At 59.3% G+C, this 15,220-nt stretch carries 7 protein-coding genes; 4 read left to right on the forward strand and 3 right to left on the reverse strand.

The window, feature by feature from the left end; genetic code table 11:
• Positions 1-108 precede the first annotated feature (108 nt).
• Positions 109-774, reverse strand: coding sequence for a DsbA family oxidoreductase (locus J2X66_RS15515; RefSeq protein WP_310265798.1), 666 nt, complete (start codon positions 772-774; stop codon positions 109-111).
• Between the two features lie 448 nt (positions 775-1,222).
• Here J2X66_RS15515 and J2X66_RS15520 point away from each other — a divergent pair, with 448 nt between their 5' ends.
• Positions 1,223-1,582, forward strand: a complete 360-nt coding sequence (locus J2X66_RS15520) for a DUF6124 family protein (protein ID WP_310265800.1) — start codon at positions 1,223-1,225, stop codon at positions 1,580-1,582.
• A 197-nt stretch (positions 1,583-1,779) separates the two neighbouring features.
• Here J2X66_RS15520 and J2X66_RS15525 read toward each other — a convergent pair whose 3' ends face one another.
• A complete protein-coding gene (locus J2X66_RS15525; RefSeq protein WP_310265802.1) occupies positions 1,780-2,799 on the reverse strand; it encodes an alpha/beta hydrolase in 1,020 nt (339 codons plus the stop codon).
• 259 nt (positions 2,800-3,058) lie between these two features.
• Between J2X66_RS15525 and J2X66_RS15530 the strand changes: the two genes are divergently transcribed.
• Both J2X66_RS15530 and J2X66_RS15535 read left to right on the forward strand, forming a co-directional pair.
• Positions 3,059-6,403 carry a hypothetical protein gene (locus tag J2X66_RS15530; RefSeq protein WP_310265804.1) on the forward strand — a complete coding sequence of 1,115 codons (3,345 nt, stop codon included), beginning with the start codon at positions 3,059-3,061 and terminating at the stop codon, positions 6,401-6,403.
• 186 nt (positions 6,404-6,589) lie between these two features.
• Positions 6,590-11,818, forward strand: coding sequence for a dermonecrotic toxin domain-containing protein (locus J2X66_RS15535; RefSeq protein ID WP_310265807.1), 5,229 nt, complete (start codon positions 6,590-6,592; stop codon positions 11,816-11,818).
• A 43-nt stretch (positions 11,819-11,861) separates the two neighbouring features.
• Here J2X66_RS15535 and metE read toward each other — a convergent pair whose 3' ends face one another.
• The gene (gene metE / locus J2X66_RS15540; RefSeq protein ID WP_310265810.1) at positions 11,862-14,174 is read right to left on the reverse strand and encodes a 5-methyltetrahydropteroyltriglutamate--homocysteine S-methyltransferase; all 2,313 of its coding nucleotides are present in this window, start codon (positions 14,172-14,174) and stop codon (positions 11,862-11,864) included.
• 107 nt (positions 14,175-14,281) lie between these two features.
• Here metE and metR point away from each other — a divergent pair, with 107 nt between their 5' ends.
• A complete protein-coding gene (metR, locus tag J2X66_RS15545; protein WP_310265812.1) occupies positions 14,282-15,199 on the forward strand; it encodes a transcriptional regulator MetR in 918 nt (305 codons plus the stop codon).
• Positions 15,200-15,220: the final 21 nt, after the last annotated feature.

Consider the following 15,220-nt stretch of genomic DNA (forward strand, 5'->3'; position numbering starts at 1 on the left):
AGTCCCTATGATTGATAACGATGCTCCCTGTGTCGGCAGCCTTTGTTTCAACTGTAGTGGCACATTGATATTTTCTTCACGCGCAACGCTCTGGCCGGCGTGCTGGCCTCAGTTCACGTGCCCGCCCTTGGACTCGCTCATGATCTGCCGGATCGCCCCGACAAACGTCTCGACCGGCTGCCCGCCAGTGACGGCATACTGCCCGTTGAACACCACCGTCGGCACTGAACTCACGCCACGGGTCAGCCACAATTGCTCTTCCTCAACCACCTCTTTGGCGTATTCATCCGACGCCAGAATCGCCTCGGCCCGTTGCCGATTGAGCCCCACACTTTCAGCAATCTGCGCCAACTGCCCGTGATCGGACGGGTTGCCGCAGTCGGTGAAATACGCCTTGAACAGCGCCTCTTTCAGATTGAACTGCAAGCCTTCCAGCCCTGCCCAATACAACAACCGATGAGCATCAAAGGTGTTGTAGATGCGACTGTTGCCGTCGGTGCGAAACGCAAACCCGACCTCGGCGCCACGGGCGCGGATCATCTCGCGATTCTTTTGGGATTGCTCCGGGGTCGAGCCGTATTTTTCGGTGATGTGTTCGGTGATGTTCTGCCCCTCTGGCCCCATTTTCGGGTTCAGTTCGAACGGCTGGAAACGGATCTCGGCCTGGACCTCATCACGCAGCACTTCCAGCGCGCGGGTCAGCCCGTACAGGCCGACCACGCACCACGGGCAGGACACGTCGCTGACGAAATCGATTTTCAGGGGGGTACTCATCATTCACCTCGCAGGCTTGGGTCGCGCCGGAAAGTTTGAACGATACACCTGACAGGGCCGAGGTGGCAGCCATCCCACAGGGAGTTAGTGGTGTTTTTGGGAGTGTGTTTAGTTCTGTTTAAGGTTACTTCCTGAAAGCTACAGCGCCTTGCGCCGTCGCCTACAACAACGTCAGAATCCGCTGGCTTGTGCGCCTGGGTGGCCGTCGGTAACTTGGTTCGTGTCACTGATTCCCAGTGATCGGGTTTAGTAGCCCGGCCTTTCCAATCCGGACGTACATGCGACATATAGTCAGGCATTCGCCTGCACTTAATGGTAGCTGTGCGCATGGCGTCCTCGGACGCGCCGGTTTTGGATTGGTGGCCGGTCTACTAACTTGCGCACAGCTGCCACCCTTCCGTTTAGTAGCGAGACAGGTTGCGGCTCTATTAACAGGAGTACCAATCCAATGTTCAAGATCACACCAAATCCCCCGGAATCCGACGACGTTTCCCCCTACGAAACCCCGGACTCCAAAAAACTCAACAAAGCCGCCGACCGCGCCCTCGATTTCTACCTCAAACCGGTCATCCCCAAAGACACCCCACGCCGACCCAGCACCATCTACACCATCGCCCCCGACATCGATCACGAAACCCTGCTGGCCAACGCCTGCGAATCCTTGGCCTCAGCGAGCGTGATGCTGAGTGATTTCGCCGGGTTGCTGGAAGGCCCGCAGCGCAACACCGTGCTCGGCATTCAGCAGTCCGTCATGCTCGGTGAACTGGCGGTGAACCGGATGCTGGATAACCTCGTTCCATCGACATAACTCGACTGGAGTGAGGCGCTTTTGTGGCGAGGGAGCTTGTCGGAACGCCGCACCGTCCCGCTCGGCTGCGCAGCAGTCGCAAAACCGGCCAATGTGGTTTGCCTGATACACCGCATGCGCAGGATTGGGGCCGCTTCGCAGCCCAGCGGGAGCAAGCTCCCTCGCCACAGGGTTTTGTCCACAAATTGGATTGGGGATTACAGGAGATTCGGGGTTGGCGCCGGGTCGATCTGCGCCCAATGCGAAGTGTCTTCGCGATGGGTCTGCAAGTACGGCAACACCGCCGCCAGCAACGGCGCCTTGAACGCTTCCTGGAAGCGATGCGCCAACCCCGGGATCAGCACCAACTGACTGCCACGGATATGCGCCGCCAGATGCACGCCGTGCATCACCGGCAACAACGGATCAGCCGTGCCGTGCACCACCAGCGTCGGCACGCGCAAGTGGTTGAGCAAATCCACACGGCTGCGCTCGGCGAGGATCGCCATGATCTGGCGCTTCACGCCTTCGGGGTTGAACGCCCGGTCGTAGGACAGCGCCGCTTGATGCAGCAACGCCTGACGATCATCCGTCACCGAAGGGCTGCCCAACGCCGCCAGCAAATCCGCCTGTTGCTCCAGCGCCACTTCACGATTCGGCGCGCCACGACGCGACAACAATTGCACCAGCGCCGCACTCGGCGCCGGCAAGCCTTCGGCCCCGGAACTGGTCATGATCAGCGTCAGGCTCTCGACCCGCTGCGGCGCCATCGCCGCCATGTGCTGGGCAATCATTCCCCCCATGCTCGCGCCCAGGACGTGGAACTGCTCAATCCTCAACGCATCCATCAGGCCAAAGGCATCGTCGGCCATGTCGGTCAAGGTGTACGGCGCCGACACCGGCAAACCGAGCTTGTAACGCAGCACTTCGAAGGTCAGGTTGGCGTCCACGGGCGCTTGCCGCCAAGTCGAGAGGCCGACGTCGCGATTGTCATAACGGATCACCCGAAAACCCTGCTGACACAGCGCGACCAGCACCTCATCCGGCCAGTGAATCAATTGCCCGCCCAGCCCCATCACCAGCAGCAACGCCGGGTCGGACGCACGGCCGATGCTCTGGTACGCCAGGCTCACCTGCGCCAGTTCCGCCTGTTGGGTGGGAACATTGACATCGCAACGAGACGCCGCCAAAGACGGCAGGCCAAACAACAGCAAGGCCACAAAAATGAATGCACGCATGAAAAAACACCGAAACGCAGAACCCCAGTAGAGCGCGAGTCTGATGAAGTTTGATCAAGCGCGCTGCCACAGTTACGTGACAGTTTGATGAAGAGTGCTGAACGGTCGTGTGAAGCGATGGTGCCTGCCGTTGGTCAGAAATCAGTCTGTACCTGTTATTTCTGACAGTAGCCAGCCTGCACATTTGAGCTTTCAATCAGGCTCTGACGCGCCTTGCCGCCCCCGGCTCGCGCGCTTTCGTGCGAGTCGGAGAACAGCTATGACTGCTTTGTTTACTTACACCCCAGAGCAACTTGCCAAGCTGGAAAAAGAAAGCCCGCAACGACGGGTCGACCTGTTTGCCGACGTCAGGTCGCAGGGCCTGTTCGCAGAAAATGGCGCATTGGTCATATTCCCCATCCTGATTCCCGGTTGGCGCGTGGTCGACTACCCTACCGCCTCCCATGGGGTCAACGCGGACGAAACGGTCGGTCCTGGCCGCGGATGGTGGGTGCTTTTCCCGTCCTACACGTTAATGGCGGCATTTGACACGCTACGCCTGTACATGGGCAAACGCCTTGAGCCCGGTCAGGACCCGGACCCGACCGATCGAGGCACACTGATCAAGACCGAAATCGTCCCCCGGGATCACAACAACGAGGACATCGTCAGCTTCATTCCCAGGATTGCTGTCGAAAAACCCGGCATCCATCGGATGTGGTACACCGTCGAACGCACCAGTGGCAACCTGGACCCTTCAGAAAAGATAAGCGTATGGTTCAAGACAACCTACCCGGACAGCCGCGACCCCACCGGCAACACCGGCGAACGCGTGCCTCTGGAGGCCCCTCGGTTCCCTGCCGTGATTGATAAGGGGATGGTTGAAGTCGGCGTTGACTTCATCATTCCTGCCTGGCCTGTCATGACCATGGGAGACCGGATCGTACTGACGATCGATAACCAGATCGTCGAATTCGTCATCAGTGCCGAACACGTCGGTCAGGACGTCGTGGTGTTTGTCTCCTCGGCGATCCTCAAGCTGATTGGCCCTGCCGACCCGCTGCTGGCGAGTTACAAACTCCATGATCAGGTACACAACAGTAGCCTGACCTCCAACGTCGGCGTCGGTACGCTGGAACCGGACACGACCTATCTTGAAGCGCCTTCAGTGCCTCTCACCAATGGCGATGTCCTCGCAATCGACGATCTCGACGGTGGGGCCATGGATGTTGACGTTCTGGTACGACGCGCAGATGCCGTCGCTGGCGATAAAGTGGAACTGACTCTTTACGACGCTTCTACCGAGTTCAGCGAACGCTTTGGCCCGCTAGATTACAAGTCGGGGGTGGTGACATTCGAGATCCCTTTCGAGCTCGTGAAAAAACTGGCGCCGACTACGACAAGACTGAGCTACGAGCGGATCAGGAGGGTATCGGGCTCGGAGGTGCGGACAGCGTCTTACCCCTATTGCCCAAGACTGATCGGCGAAAAATACCGGGCGCCAGCGCCTACTGCGCCGCAAGCTCATGGGGCGGTTCTGTCGCCGTCTTTGGCAGAGACGGTCGTCTATGCCGGACCTGGGATCGAAGGCCTGGAGGTCGGTGACAAGGTGACACTGACCAGCTTGAGTACCAGCGCCGGCGGCACCACCCGCCTGCAAACCTACGAACGGTTTGTTACCCAGTCCATGGTGATTCCGGGGGTGGGCATCGTTGTACCCTTCGATTGTGAAACCACCCATTTCGAGACTTATCAGAATGGTTCGGTCCAGCTGTCCTATACCGTCACCGGCAAAGGTCATACCACGCCTCTGGAGTCCTACACCCGTCGGCTGCGCATCGGGCAAGTGACCAATATCCTGGGCATCGTCGATGTCGGCAGAGACGAAAACGGCGTACTCGACCCCAAGGATATTCCTTTCGGCACCCCGGCCGTGTGTCCAGCCAAAGCCCACACGCGCATCGGCGACACGGTTCATCTGGAAGTGCGGGGACCCGACGGCAATCTTGTGTTTGCAGACAGGTTGCCCATTACAGCGGCCCACCTCGACAAAGACATTGAATTCCGACTGGCCTACGAGCTGATCGATTCACAGCGCAATCAAGTGATCACGGTGGACTGGTACATCGAGCGCGAGCGCGAACTCCCGCTGACAGCGCCCGAACTGGTGTTGCGAATCGGCGCCAAGGCCTTGGTGCTACCGCCGCCCGAGCTCGTGCAGGCTTCACCTGCCACGATTATCAATCCGCAAAACACTCAGAAACTTGCCACGGTCAAAGTCACCTACACCGGGATGGACCCCGCCCATCGTGTCACCCTCTTCGTCAAAGGGCGCGATGGCTTTGGCAGTCCGGTGCTTGCGACACTTCAAGGAAGCGCCAGCGGAACATTGATCTTCACCCTGCCCCTGACCGCCGTCCCTGCCAACATGGGGACTTTCATGTCCTTCTGGTATGTCGTGACGCAGGAAGGCATACATGATCAAAGCTCCGCCCGCACCCAGTACGAAGTCACCTCGATTCCCAATGAAGACATCAACTACCCGCGCATGACCATTACAGAGGCGCCGGATCACAAGGTCCTGAACCTCAACAATTTCACGGGCGACGCTCACTGGACGCTGATTGCCTGGCTGTTCATCGCCATTGGTACCCGGATGCGGGTGGCCTTGAGTGGGCAAAAATCCGACGGTAGCGAATACGTCATCATGCTGTTCGATGGGGTAATCACCGCTAACCATGTGAGCGCCGGCTTGAGCGGGGTCATCTCCCGGGAACAGCTAAAACTGTTCAAGGACGGCACACAGGTCTATGGATTGTCGATCGCCAGTTTCAGCGATAAGGGCGGTGTTGATACGTTCTTCCCGATGCGCGAGCTGACGATCAAATCGGAAATGCTCGCCCAACCGATGATCACGCAATTGATCGACAATCAAGGGGCTATCACCGGGCAGGTGAGAAATGGAGGCTCGTGTGATGACATCACACCGACGTGTGTCGGTACGGCATCCCCCAATAGCACCGTGATTCTATTCAATGGCACGGTTCAAGTAGGGTCGGCGCCCGTCAACGCAAACGGAATCTGGACGACAGACATCAATGTTGGTCTGGGTCAACATAGTTTGACGGCGAGAACGCAGGATGGCCTTCAGGTATCCCCTCCCTGGGGTGTGACTGTGCAAGCAGACTTGCACTCCGTCACCGACTTTTACAACGGCAACTTCAATGGCTGGACACCCGGCGTTGGCGCACAAACGGGGCGCTTGCTGGGCACAGCGCCTGACTATCTCTTCCATATCTGGACGCCTGGCAAGATTGACAATTCGGGCCTGCTGTTCTCACGTAACTTTCAGTTGGTGATTGGCGCCAGATACGAGTTCTCTTGCCAGATATACAACACCGCCGTGAACGGTTACGACGTCGACCCGAAAATAAGTCTGCATGTCGATAACATGCTCAATACCCCCGTCGTCAATATTTTCAAACATACCGGCTGGATTACGGTTGCAGGCAGTTTTACTGCCTCCGCAGCGACCGCCAACTTCCACATCACCAATCACGAGCGTCAAGACATCGGCAATGATTTTTACATTCACGCACTGACCGTCAGGCAGCTTTCGAATTAACCGATTGATCGACCCGGCATAGTCACCAAAGCCACTGCAACCCCGCTGAACAGGGAGGGTTGAGCGGCTTTGGTCCTACCCGCTTGGCAATGCGATAACTATGTAGTGCCATGGACCCGGACAGATTTTCTTTAATGGCGCTCTTCAAGAGCGGATACGCCGCTCCCTGCACAGAGCCCCGTTGTCATGACAGAAAGTGCGTTCAGCCCCCTGCCCGTCTCCCCGCCAATCACGATGGCGGCCCATCCGCCCCTGAAGCACAACCCCGATGAAAGCTTGTTACTCAGCGCTACGGCACGCTGGCGCGACAGCAGCCAGGGCGTGCAAGCGTTGTTTGCCGCCGCGCCGTTGCGAACCCGACTCCCTGATTCATCGCTCACCCAACGCTGGACGGCCTATTGGGACGCCCGGGCACCCGGTACGCCAGTGTCGCGACGCGAGCGGGCGGGTCAGTTGTACCGCAGCCATTTCGAGGCCTGTGCCCAAGTGGCGTTCGCGCGCAGAACCCTGACGGCAGAGCAGTTGCAGACGCTCGTGCTGATCCCTTCCCCTCCCGATTCCGGTCTGCGTTTGAATGATCAACCCATCCACATCGAGCAGTTGACCCTGATACTGAGCGACAGCGGCACCCTGAAACTCCCGGCGGCCTGGGTCATCAGCGTGGGCGAACACCCACCCGTCGCGCAGTGGCTGTATTTGCCGAGCCGGGCGGTTCCCATTCAGGTCTTCAACCAGCGCAGTGACATGGAAGACTGGTTGTCTGAACAATCTCTCGTCCCGCAGGGCCTGCCCGATGATGACGTGCGCTTTGAATACGGCGCGAAAGATCAGCCTCTGATGGTCGGCATCACTGAGCAACTGCAACACCCGCAGTACACGAACGCCGTCGTTTTCGCTTTACCTCCAGACCTTGAAACCCTGCCGCCAGACAACCCTGCCGGGGAGGATGAACAGCCGCTGTTCGACAGCCTGTTTGCCGATATCCCCTGGCCTCAGCGCCAGGCTTCGCTGAACCGCCAGCGCGATGCACTCGAGACGTTGCTGGGCGATGAACCCGATAGCAACCGTCAACAAACATTCAAAGAGGCCTTGAAGACGCTGGAGACGGCAGAGCACGTCGCCGATACGGCCGCGTCCACCCTGCTTTACAGGGCGCGCACCTTCGACTTCGCGACCATCAACCGCGAGTTCAGTGCGCTCTATCAGGCGCACAAGGATGGCCTGCGTGCCGAGGCCCAGCTGCAACTGGCGCTCAAACAGATCGACAACGATGAATTCAGCCTGCTTGAAGCGGTGTTGGACTCGCCGCTCGCGACCGATCGTGACGCGGCCATTACCGCCGCCAGCTTGACGCTGTCGATGACAGAGGCAAACACCGGCGTCAAAACCGAAGCAATCATCGGCGCTTTTGTCATTACCCGAGCGCCGCTCGATGCCGCATCGCCGCACAGTGTGTTGCTGTACTGGCCCGGCGCCGGCGGCGGTGTGCAACGGTTCGCCAATTGCACAGAACTGGAACGGCAGGTGTTCAAGATTCAGGACGGGGACACGGTTCTGGCCTTGAAAATGAACACAATCGAGACCGACCCGCTGCACTACTGCCTCAACAAACAAACGAGCCATTTCGAAGAACAAGCAGCGCACATACACCAACAATTTCCTGATGCAGCCCAGGCTCAACAGCGTGCAGATGAACTGGAAAAGCTGCGCAAAAAGACGCTGGCTGCCTTGCAAGTTCCGGTGCCGGCCGCCAGGAGCCTGGCCTTCTCTCACCTGCAGGAACAAAGCCGTAGCGCGACCCTTTTCTCTTTGCTGCCCACCTGGCTGGCCAGGTTATCGGGAGCCGAACGCGTTGAGCTCAAGGGGTTGTTCGAGGGCTACATTCTGGCAATGCGCCGTAGTCATGAGCAGCTGGAGATCGCCCTCCCCTCCCGTGATGATTTCACCCGCCAGCAGGTGCTGGCCCGTCTGCGCAAAGACTTCTCGCTCAATGGGCATTTTGTCGTGCAATTGGATCTGCCCGACTCGGTGACGCTGCAAAAACAATTATCCGATGGCGCGGCCCCGGGAACCCCGCAGAAACTCGTCGCAGTGCCCAGTGCAAGCCGCAGCAAAATGTCGCTCGAAGAACTTGTCCAGCTCAACGTCGACAATACGCCCTCGATGCAGCTGGAACCCCTGTCACTGCGATTGGGATTTATGCGACTTGAAGTCACGGCCACGGATGAAACCGAACGCCAGGCGTTGGCAAGGGGTATCACCCAGACCTGGCTGCGCAAGATGCTGCCCGAGCTGGACTTGCCCCAAGCCTACGAAAACCTGATTCGCGATGCCTTCATGGGCTCGGCCAGCGAGACCGCGTTCGTAAAAGAGCACCGGCGTGAATGCCTGATCGAGCCCTGGCGCCTGATGCTGCAATTGCAGGGGACCTGCGCACGCCTGCAAAAGCGGATCAATCAACACGAATGGCAGATTTTGAACATCGCCATTGATGCCGACACCCCGCAGGCGTGGAACGTTGAAGGCAAGCGCATTGTGCTCCTGCCGGCGTACCTGAGCGCCGGTGGCAAGGACACGCCAAACGAGGGCCCCACCACGTTGCTGGGGGTGACGTTCATTCAAGAGCAAGTCAGCGGAATAACCCTGCTGTATCTGCCGGACAGCCCCGACGGCCAGTGCCTGCGTCGCTACGACAATCTTGAGACGGCTCGCCAGGCCTTGTTCAATGCGTGCCTGCGCAGTGAGATGGTTAGCTACCTGGCAGGACGTGCCTTGCAAGGCACGGTGAGCGCTCATGAAAGCCGCATCAACCAGGCCGTGCTCAAGCATTTCAACGCGATGATCGGGATCGGGCTGCCCTGGCCGAAAACCACATCACTGTCGTCCCATTTGCTCAACGCGCACATGGGACGACTGATCGAAGCGCATCGCGCAACCTCCCGCTCCAACAATGCCTTGTACCTGGAACGCTACGCGCTCAGCGGTCCGAGGGCGTTCAACTACATGAAAATGGCCTTGAGCATGGTGCCCTTTGTCGGCGCGGGCATCGCACTCTACGATGCCTGGCACAGCGCCAACCACGCCGTCGCGGCCCTGTTGCGTGGTGAGGCAGGCGACGGCCTGACGGAGATTGAATCAGCGGTGCTGTCACTGATCGATGCCGCCATGGACGTCCTTCCTGGCGCGTCCGCAGGATCCCGCACAGCCAAGGGTGCCCGTTCACTGACACGGCTTCGTCAAATCAACGCATTGGGCAAAAGCGTGGGGGCGCTGCAAGGAAGATCAAGGCGCCAAGCGCGGCATGGCTTCAATCGCTTCGCCGGTTACGATTACCAAAAGCCAATCTCTCTTGCCGGCTTGCAACCGGCCACCCACGGGATGTACCGCAACATTTACCGGCACGCAGACGGCGACTTTATCGTTCGCCAGGGGCGCATCTTTCAGGTTGAACGCAGCACCGATTCACGTAACTGGCGACTGACCGGCACTCATCTAAAAACCTATAAACAACCCATCGGCCTTGATGAAGCGGGTGATTGGGACACTTACTTCGGTGTCTACGGAGTGACCTTCGAGGGTGGCGGACTGGGAGGCGGTGGGGTGCTCGGGCATCTGGCGGACGGGCTAGACCCACTCTGGCCGGCGGCCATTCGCGCACGCCTGCCACGCTGGTGGGCCGATCATGCCTTTCGCCGCCATCACCAATTGACCGAAGCCGCCGATGACTTTGCCCCGAAACTCGATACCCAAGTCCTGCGGACCAATGCCCTGATCGAACAGTACAACGCCAGTACCGCAGCTCATCGCCCGACACTGATGCCCGCGATAGAAGCCGCGTGTATCGGCGACATTGAATTGGCCAGCAGGCACTACCAGACGCTGGCTGAACTCTCGCCCCTCACTCACGGCAACAAAAAACGCGTGCTCCGGGAGATGCAGAGCCATGACGCCTTGTTGATCGCTGACCGGTACAAGCAACGGGTGTTCTTTGCCAATCATCGAGCCGATCCGTTGGTCGACAGGATCGACGATCTCATCGGGCGCCTGGACGCACTGCCGGACTCTGCGCTCAGTGAACGCGTCCGTATTCTGCAAGACGTCAGAAAGGTGCGTGTGGACTTCATGCACGAGCTGGATCAAATCGATGCCGCCATGCGCAATCTCAACCTGTGGTACGAACGCATAACGGTCAGCAGTCACAAGGCACAACTGACCGGCGAAGTCATGATGTTGAACAAGCGGCTCAGCGAGACCAACCTGCTCTACTTGAGAACCGGCCACCTGCTGGAAATCGTCAAGCGCTTTGACACCACCCGGGATATCTCCTGGTTCTATCTGCAAGGACAGGCGGAGAGTCTGCGGGCCAAAGTTGATCGCGCCTTGTTCACCCAATACAGCCTGCCCGAGGTCACCGCCACCAGAACCCAGCGCAACCAGATATTGCTGGAGTGCCTCGATCTTTACAGAGAATTTCGCCGCAACATGAACGCCTGGACCGCCAGCTATCCGCAGCACTTCCACCTGGACGCCGTGGCGCCATTGCTGGAGGGTATCGAGAAAATGGCCGAACGAGCGCGCAGGGCCATCGATCAGCCGGCCCCTCCTTCCCCCGGCGGGCAACGCAGTAAAAAAGTTTTCACCACCGAAGATGATCATTTGCTGATCGGGGTGGAGCACTGGGAGTCGACCACCCAGACGCACCGATACACGCTGACGGGGCGGGGCGGACACGAGGAAATCTGGGAACTGGGCGCCAACGGCAAGTCTCGCCTGCTGAACCCGCCTAAACAGACTTCTGGAGCGCCACAAAGAAACCTTCAGGCCTTGGTCGAAGATGCCAATAACCGTCTGAGGTCCCAGGAAACCTACAAGGCCAGGGTTCAAGCCTATGCGGCTCAGGACATGCTTGGGGTCGATCTGGAGCACATGATGGTCAGCGAGGCCAGCGAGCTGAACCGTCGCGCCCTCACTATCGAAGAACTTGCCCCGCACAATTCCATCATTGAGCAACTACGCGACAAGGCCACTGAACTCACGGCGACCGGTCGTCAAATGCGTACCCGCCAGTCGATACGTACGCAAAAACCTACCGATGGCATGCTCGACGACCTGATCAGCCAAAACGCGGTGCAGGTCCGTAAAACGGCACCGATGAAAAAACTCGGCAAACGCCCTGACGGACGGATCGATTACCTGCAGGAGTACCAAGTGTGGGACCTGACGGCAACGCCGCCCAAGGTGCTGTGGTACGCCCACTTCCACTACAGCAAGCCCGCACCGGCATTCGCCGAATTCGAGAAAGCTCACTTGAAACTGCCCGAGCACCGGTATCTGACCCACGCCGACAACGCGGCCCTTCCCTACGCCGATATCGGCAAAGGTTCAGTAGCGCTAAAGCACTTCGAGCCACTGTAGAGCGCAAAACGGGAGCGGTTAGTCCGCTCCCGCTTTGGGCTTTTTATGCCAACTGGCTACGCAGTTGTCGCGCCGCCGCCACCATATTCACCAACGCGGCTTCGGTCTCCGGCCACGCTCGGGTTTTCAATCCGCAATCGGGGTTGACCCACAAGCGATCGGCCGGAATACGCTTCACGGCTTTGCTCATCAACTTGACCATCTCGGCGGTGTCCGGCACCCGTGGCGAGTGGATGTCGTAAACACCCGGCCCGATGTCGTTCGGGTAGTCGAAGGCTTCGAAAGCTTCCAGCAACTCCATGTCCGAACGCGAGGTTTCGATGGTGATCACGTCAGCATCCATGTCGGCGATGGCCTTGATCACGTCGTTAAATTCGCTGTAGCACATGTGGGTATGGATCTGGGTTTCATCCCGAACGCCAGACGCGCTCAAGCGGAACGCTTGCACCGCCCAATCGAGGTATTCCTGCCACTGCGCCCGGCGCAGCGGCAAGCCTTCGCGGAACGCGGCTTCATCGATCTGGACGATTTTGATGCCGGCGTTTTCCAGGTCCACCACTTCATCACGCAGGGCCAGCGCCAACTGCTGCGCCTGGATTTTGCGCGACACGTCTTCACGGGGAAACGACCACATCAGCATGGTCACGGGACCGGTGAGCATGCCTTTCATGACCTTGTCGGTCAGGCCCTGCGCATAGGTGATCCAGTCGACGGTCATCGCCTTCGGACGGCTGAGGTCGCCGTAGATGATCGCCGGTTTGACGCAGCGCGAACCGTAGCTCTGCACCCAGCCGAAACGGGTGAACAGGTAGCCGTCCAGTTGCTCGGCGAAGTACTCGACCATGTCGTTGCGCTCGGCTTCGCCGTGCACCAGCACGTCCAGCCCCAGGCGCTCCTGGATTTGCACGGCGTGGCGGATTTCACTGTGCATGGCGTCGGTGTAGTCGTTGGCCGACAGCTTGCCTTGCTTGAACGCCTGACGCGCCAGGCGAATCGAACCGGTCTGCGGGAACGAACCGATGGTGGTGGTCGGGAATGCCGGCAATTTCAGGCGAGCGCGTTGCTGTTCGATGCGCTGGGCAAACGGCGAATGGCGCTGGCTGTCTGCTGCACCAATGGCGTTGATGCGCGCCTGCACGGCGGCTTTATGGATACGCGGCGACTCGACGCGACTGGTTTGAATCGCTCGGCTTTCGGCCAATGCGGCGTGTACTTTGGGCGATTGCGGATCGTTGAGGGCGTCGCGCAGCACGGCGATTTCGCCACACTTCTGCACGGCAAAGGCCAGCCAGCTTTTCAGTTCCGGGTCGAGTTTGTCTTCGCGCTCCAGATCCACCGGGCTGTGCAGCAACGAACAGGAACTGCTGACCCACAGGTTGTCGCCAAAACGCTCCTGAGCCGGTTGCAGTTGCGCCAACACTTGTTCCAGTTCACAGCGCCAGACGTTGCGACCGTTGACCAGACCGACCGAGAGAATCTTGTAGGTCGGCAGACGATCGAGCACCTGACCGAGTTGATCCGGGGCGCGCACGGCGTCGATGTGCAGGCCTTGCACCGGCAGGCCGACGGCCAGGCCGAGGTTGTCTTCAAGACCGCTGAAGTAGGTCGCCACCAGTTTTTTCAGCGGCGAATATTGAAGGATGTGGTACGCGCGCTCGAACGCATTTTTCCAGGCTTGCGGCAGGTCGAGGGTCAGGATCGGTTCGTCGATCTGCACCCACTCCACGCCTTGCGCGGCAAGGCGGCCGAGGATTTCGTTGTACACCGGCAGCAGGTGTTCCAGCAGGTCGAGCTTGTCGAAGTCGTTGCCTTTGGCCTTGCCCAGCCACAGGTACGTCAGCGGGCCAATGATGACCGGTTTGACGTTGTGACCGAGGGCCTTGGCTTCATCCACTTCGTCGAACAACTGTTCCCAGCTGAGTTTGAATTGTTGGTCAGCGCTGAATTCCGGGACCAGGTAGTGATAGTTGGTGTCGAACCACTTGGTCAGTTCCTGGGCGTATTGCGCGATGCCGTGGTCACCGCCGCAGCAGTTCGCGCTGGCACCTCGGGCCATGGCGAACAGGGTGTCGAGGGTCGGCTGGCCGTTGGCATCCCTGGCGCTGTCGAAACGCTCGGGGATCACGCCGAAGGTCAGGGAATGGGTCAGCACCTGGTCGTACCAGGCGAAGTCGCCGACCGGCAGCAGGTCGATGCCGGCGTCTTTCTGCAGTTGCCAATGGGTGGCGCGCAGTTGCCGGCCGACACGGTTCAGCGCGTCCTGATCGAGATCGCCCTTCCAGTAGGATTCGAGGGCTTTTTTCAGTTCGCGGTCCGCGCCGATGCGTGGAAAACCGAGGGTGTGGGCCAGCGCCATGGTGAATTGCTCCTGTAAAAGATGGCGCTATTGTCGACAGCCAAGTCAACATGAGACAAACTCAACCTTTTCGTGTTGATCACAAGTTTTACTCATGGAGCCATCCGGTGCTTGAAATCCGCCACCTCAAGACCTTGCACGCCTTGCGCGAAGCCGACAGCCTGGTCGATGCCGCCGACCGTTTGCACCTGACGCAATCGGCCTTGTCCCACCAGTTCAAGGAACTGGAGGAGCGCATGGGCATGCCGCTGTTCGTGCGCAAGACCAAACCGGTGCGCTTCACCAGCGCCGGCCTGCGCCTGCTGCAACTGGCCGACGCCACCCTGCCGCTGCTGCGCGGCGCCGAGCGTGACATCGCGCGATTGGCCGGTGGCACCGCGGGGCGTTTGCACATGGCGATCGAATGCCACAGTTGCTTTCAATGGCTGATGCCGACCATCGACCAGTTCCGCGATGCGTGGCCGGAAGTCGAACTGGACCTGGCGTCGGGCTTCTCCTTTGCGCCATTGCCGGCACTGGCCCGTGGCGATCTGGACCTGGTGGTGACCTCTGACCCGCTGGACATCGCCGGGATCACCTACGTGCCGTTGTTCACCTATGAAGCCATGTTGGCGGTGGCCAACCAGCACTGCTTGGCGAGCAAGGCGTACATCGTGCCGGAAGATTTACTCACGGAGACGCTGATCACTTATCCGGTGGAACGAGATCGACTGGACATCTTCACCCGTTTCCTCGAACCGGCCGACATCGAACCGGCGCAGGTCCGCACCTCGGAACTGACGGTGATGATGATGCAACTGGTGGCCAGCGGTCGCGGCGTGTGTGGCATGCCGCATTGGGCGCTGCATGAATACAGCTCGCGGGGTTACGTGAAAGCCAAGCGGCTGGGTGAAAAGGGATTGTTTGCGACGTTGTACGCAGGGATACGCGCGGACATGCTGGATGCGCCGTACATGCGCGACTTCTTGCTGACGGCGAAAGACACGTCGTTCTCGACACTGGATGGTGTGAGCGCCGTCAGATAACACAACACTCCTACAGGGGAA

This window comes from Pseudomonas sp. 3296, from assembly GCF_031456615.1.
In the GTDB taxonomy this organism is placed as follows: domain Bacteria; phylum Pseudomonadota; class Gammaproteobacteria; order Pseudomonadales; family Pseudomonadaceae; genus Aquipseudomonas; species Aquipseudomonas mucoides.

Bases quoted from the DNA above. Each gene is read 5' to 3' on its own strand.
- J2X66_RS15515 (WP_310265798.1), bottom strand. From the start codon at position 774: ATGAGTACCCCCCTGAAAATCGATTTCGTCAGCGACGTGTCCTGCCCG.
- J2X66_RS15520 (WP_310265800.1), top strand. From the start codon at position 1,223: ATGTTCAAGATCACACCAAATCCCCCGGAATCCGACGACGTTTCCCCC.
- J2X66_RS15525 (WP_310265802.1), bottom strand. From the start codon at position 2,799: ATGCGTGCATTCATTTTTGTGGCCTTGCTGTTGTTTGGCCTGCCGTCT.
- J2X66_RS15530 (WP_310265804.1), top strand. From the start codon at position 3,059: ATGACTGCTTTGTTTACTTACACCCCAGAGCAACTTGCCAAGCTGGAA.
- J2X66_RS15535 (WP_310265807.1), top strand. From the start codon at position 6,590: ATGACAGAAAGTGCGTTCAGCCCCCTGCCCGTCTCCCCGCCAATCACG.
- metE (WP_310265810.1), bottom strand. From the start codon at position 14,174: ATGGCGCTGGCCCACACCCTCGGTTTTCCACGCATCGGCGCGGACCGC.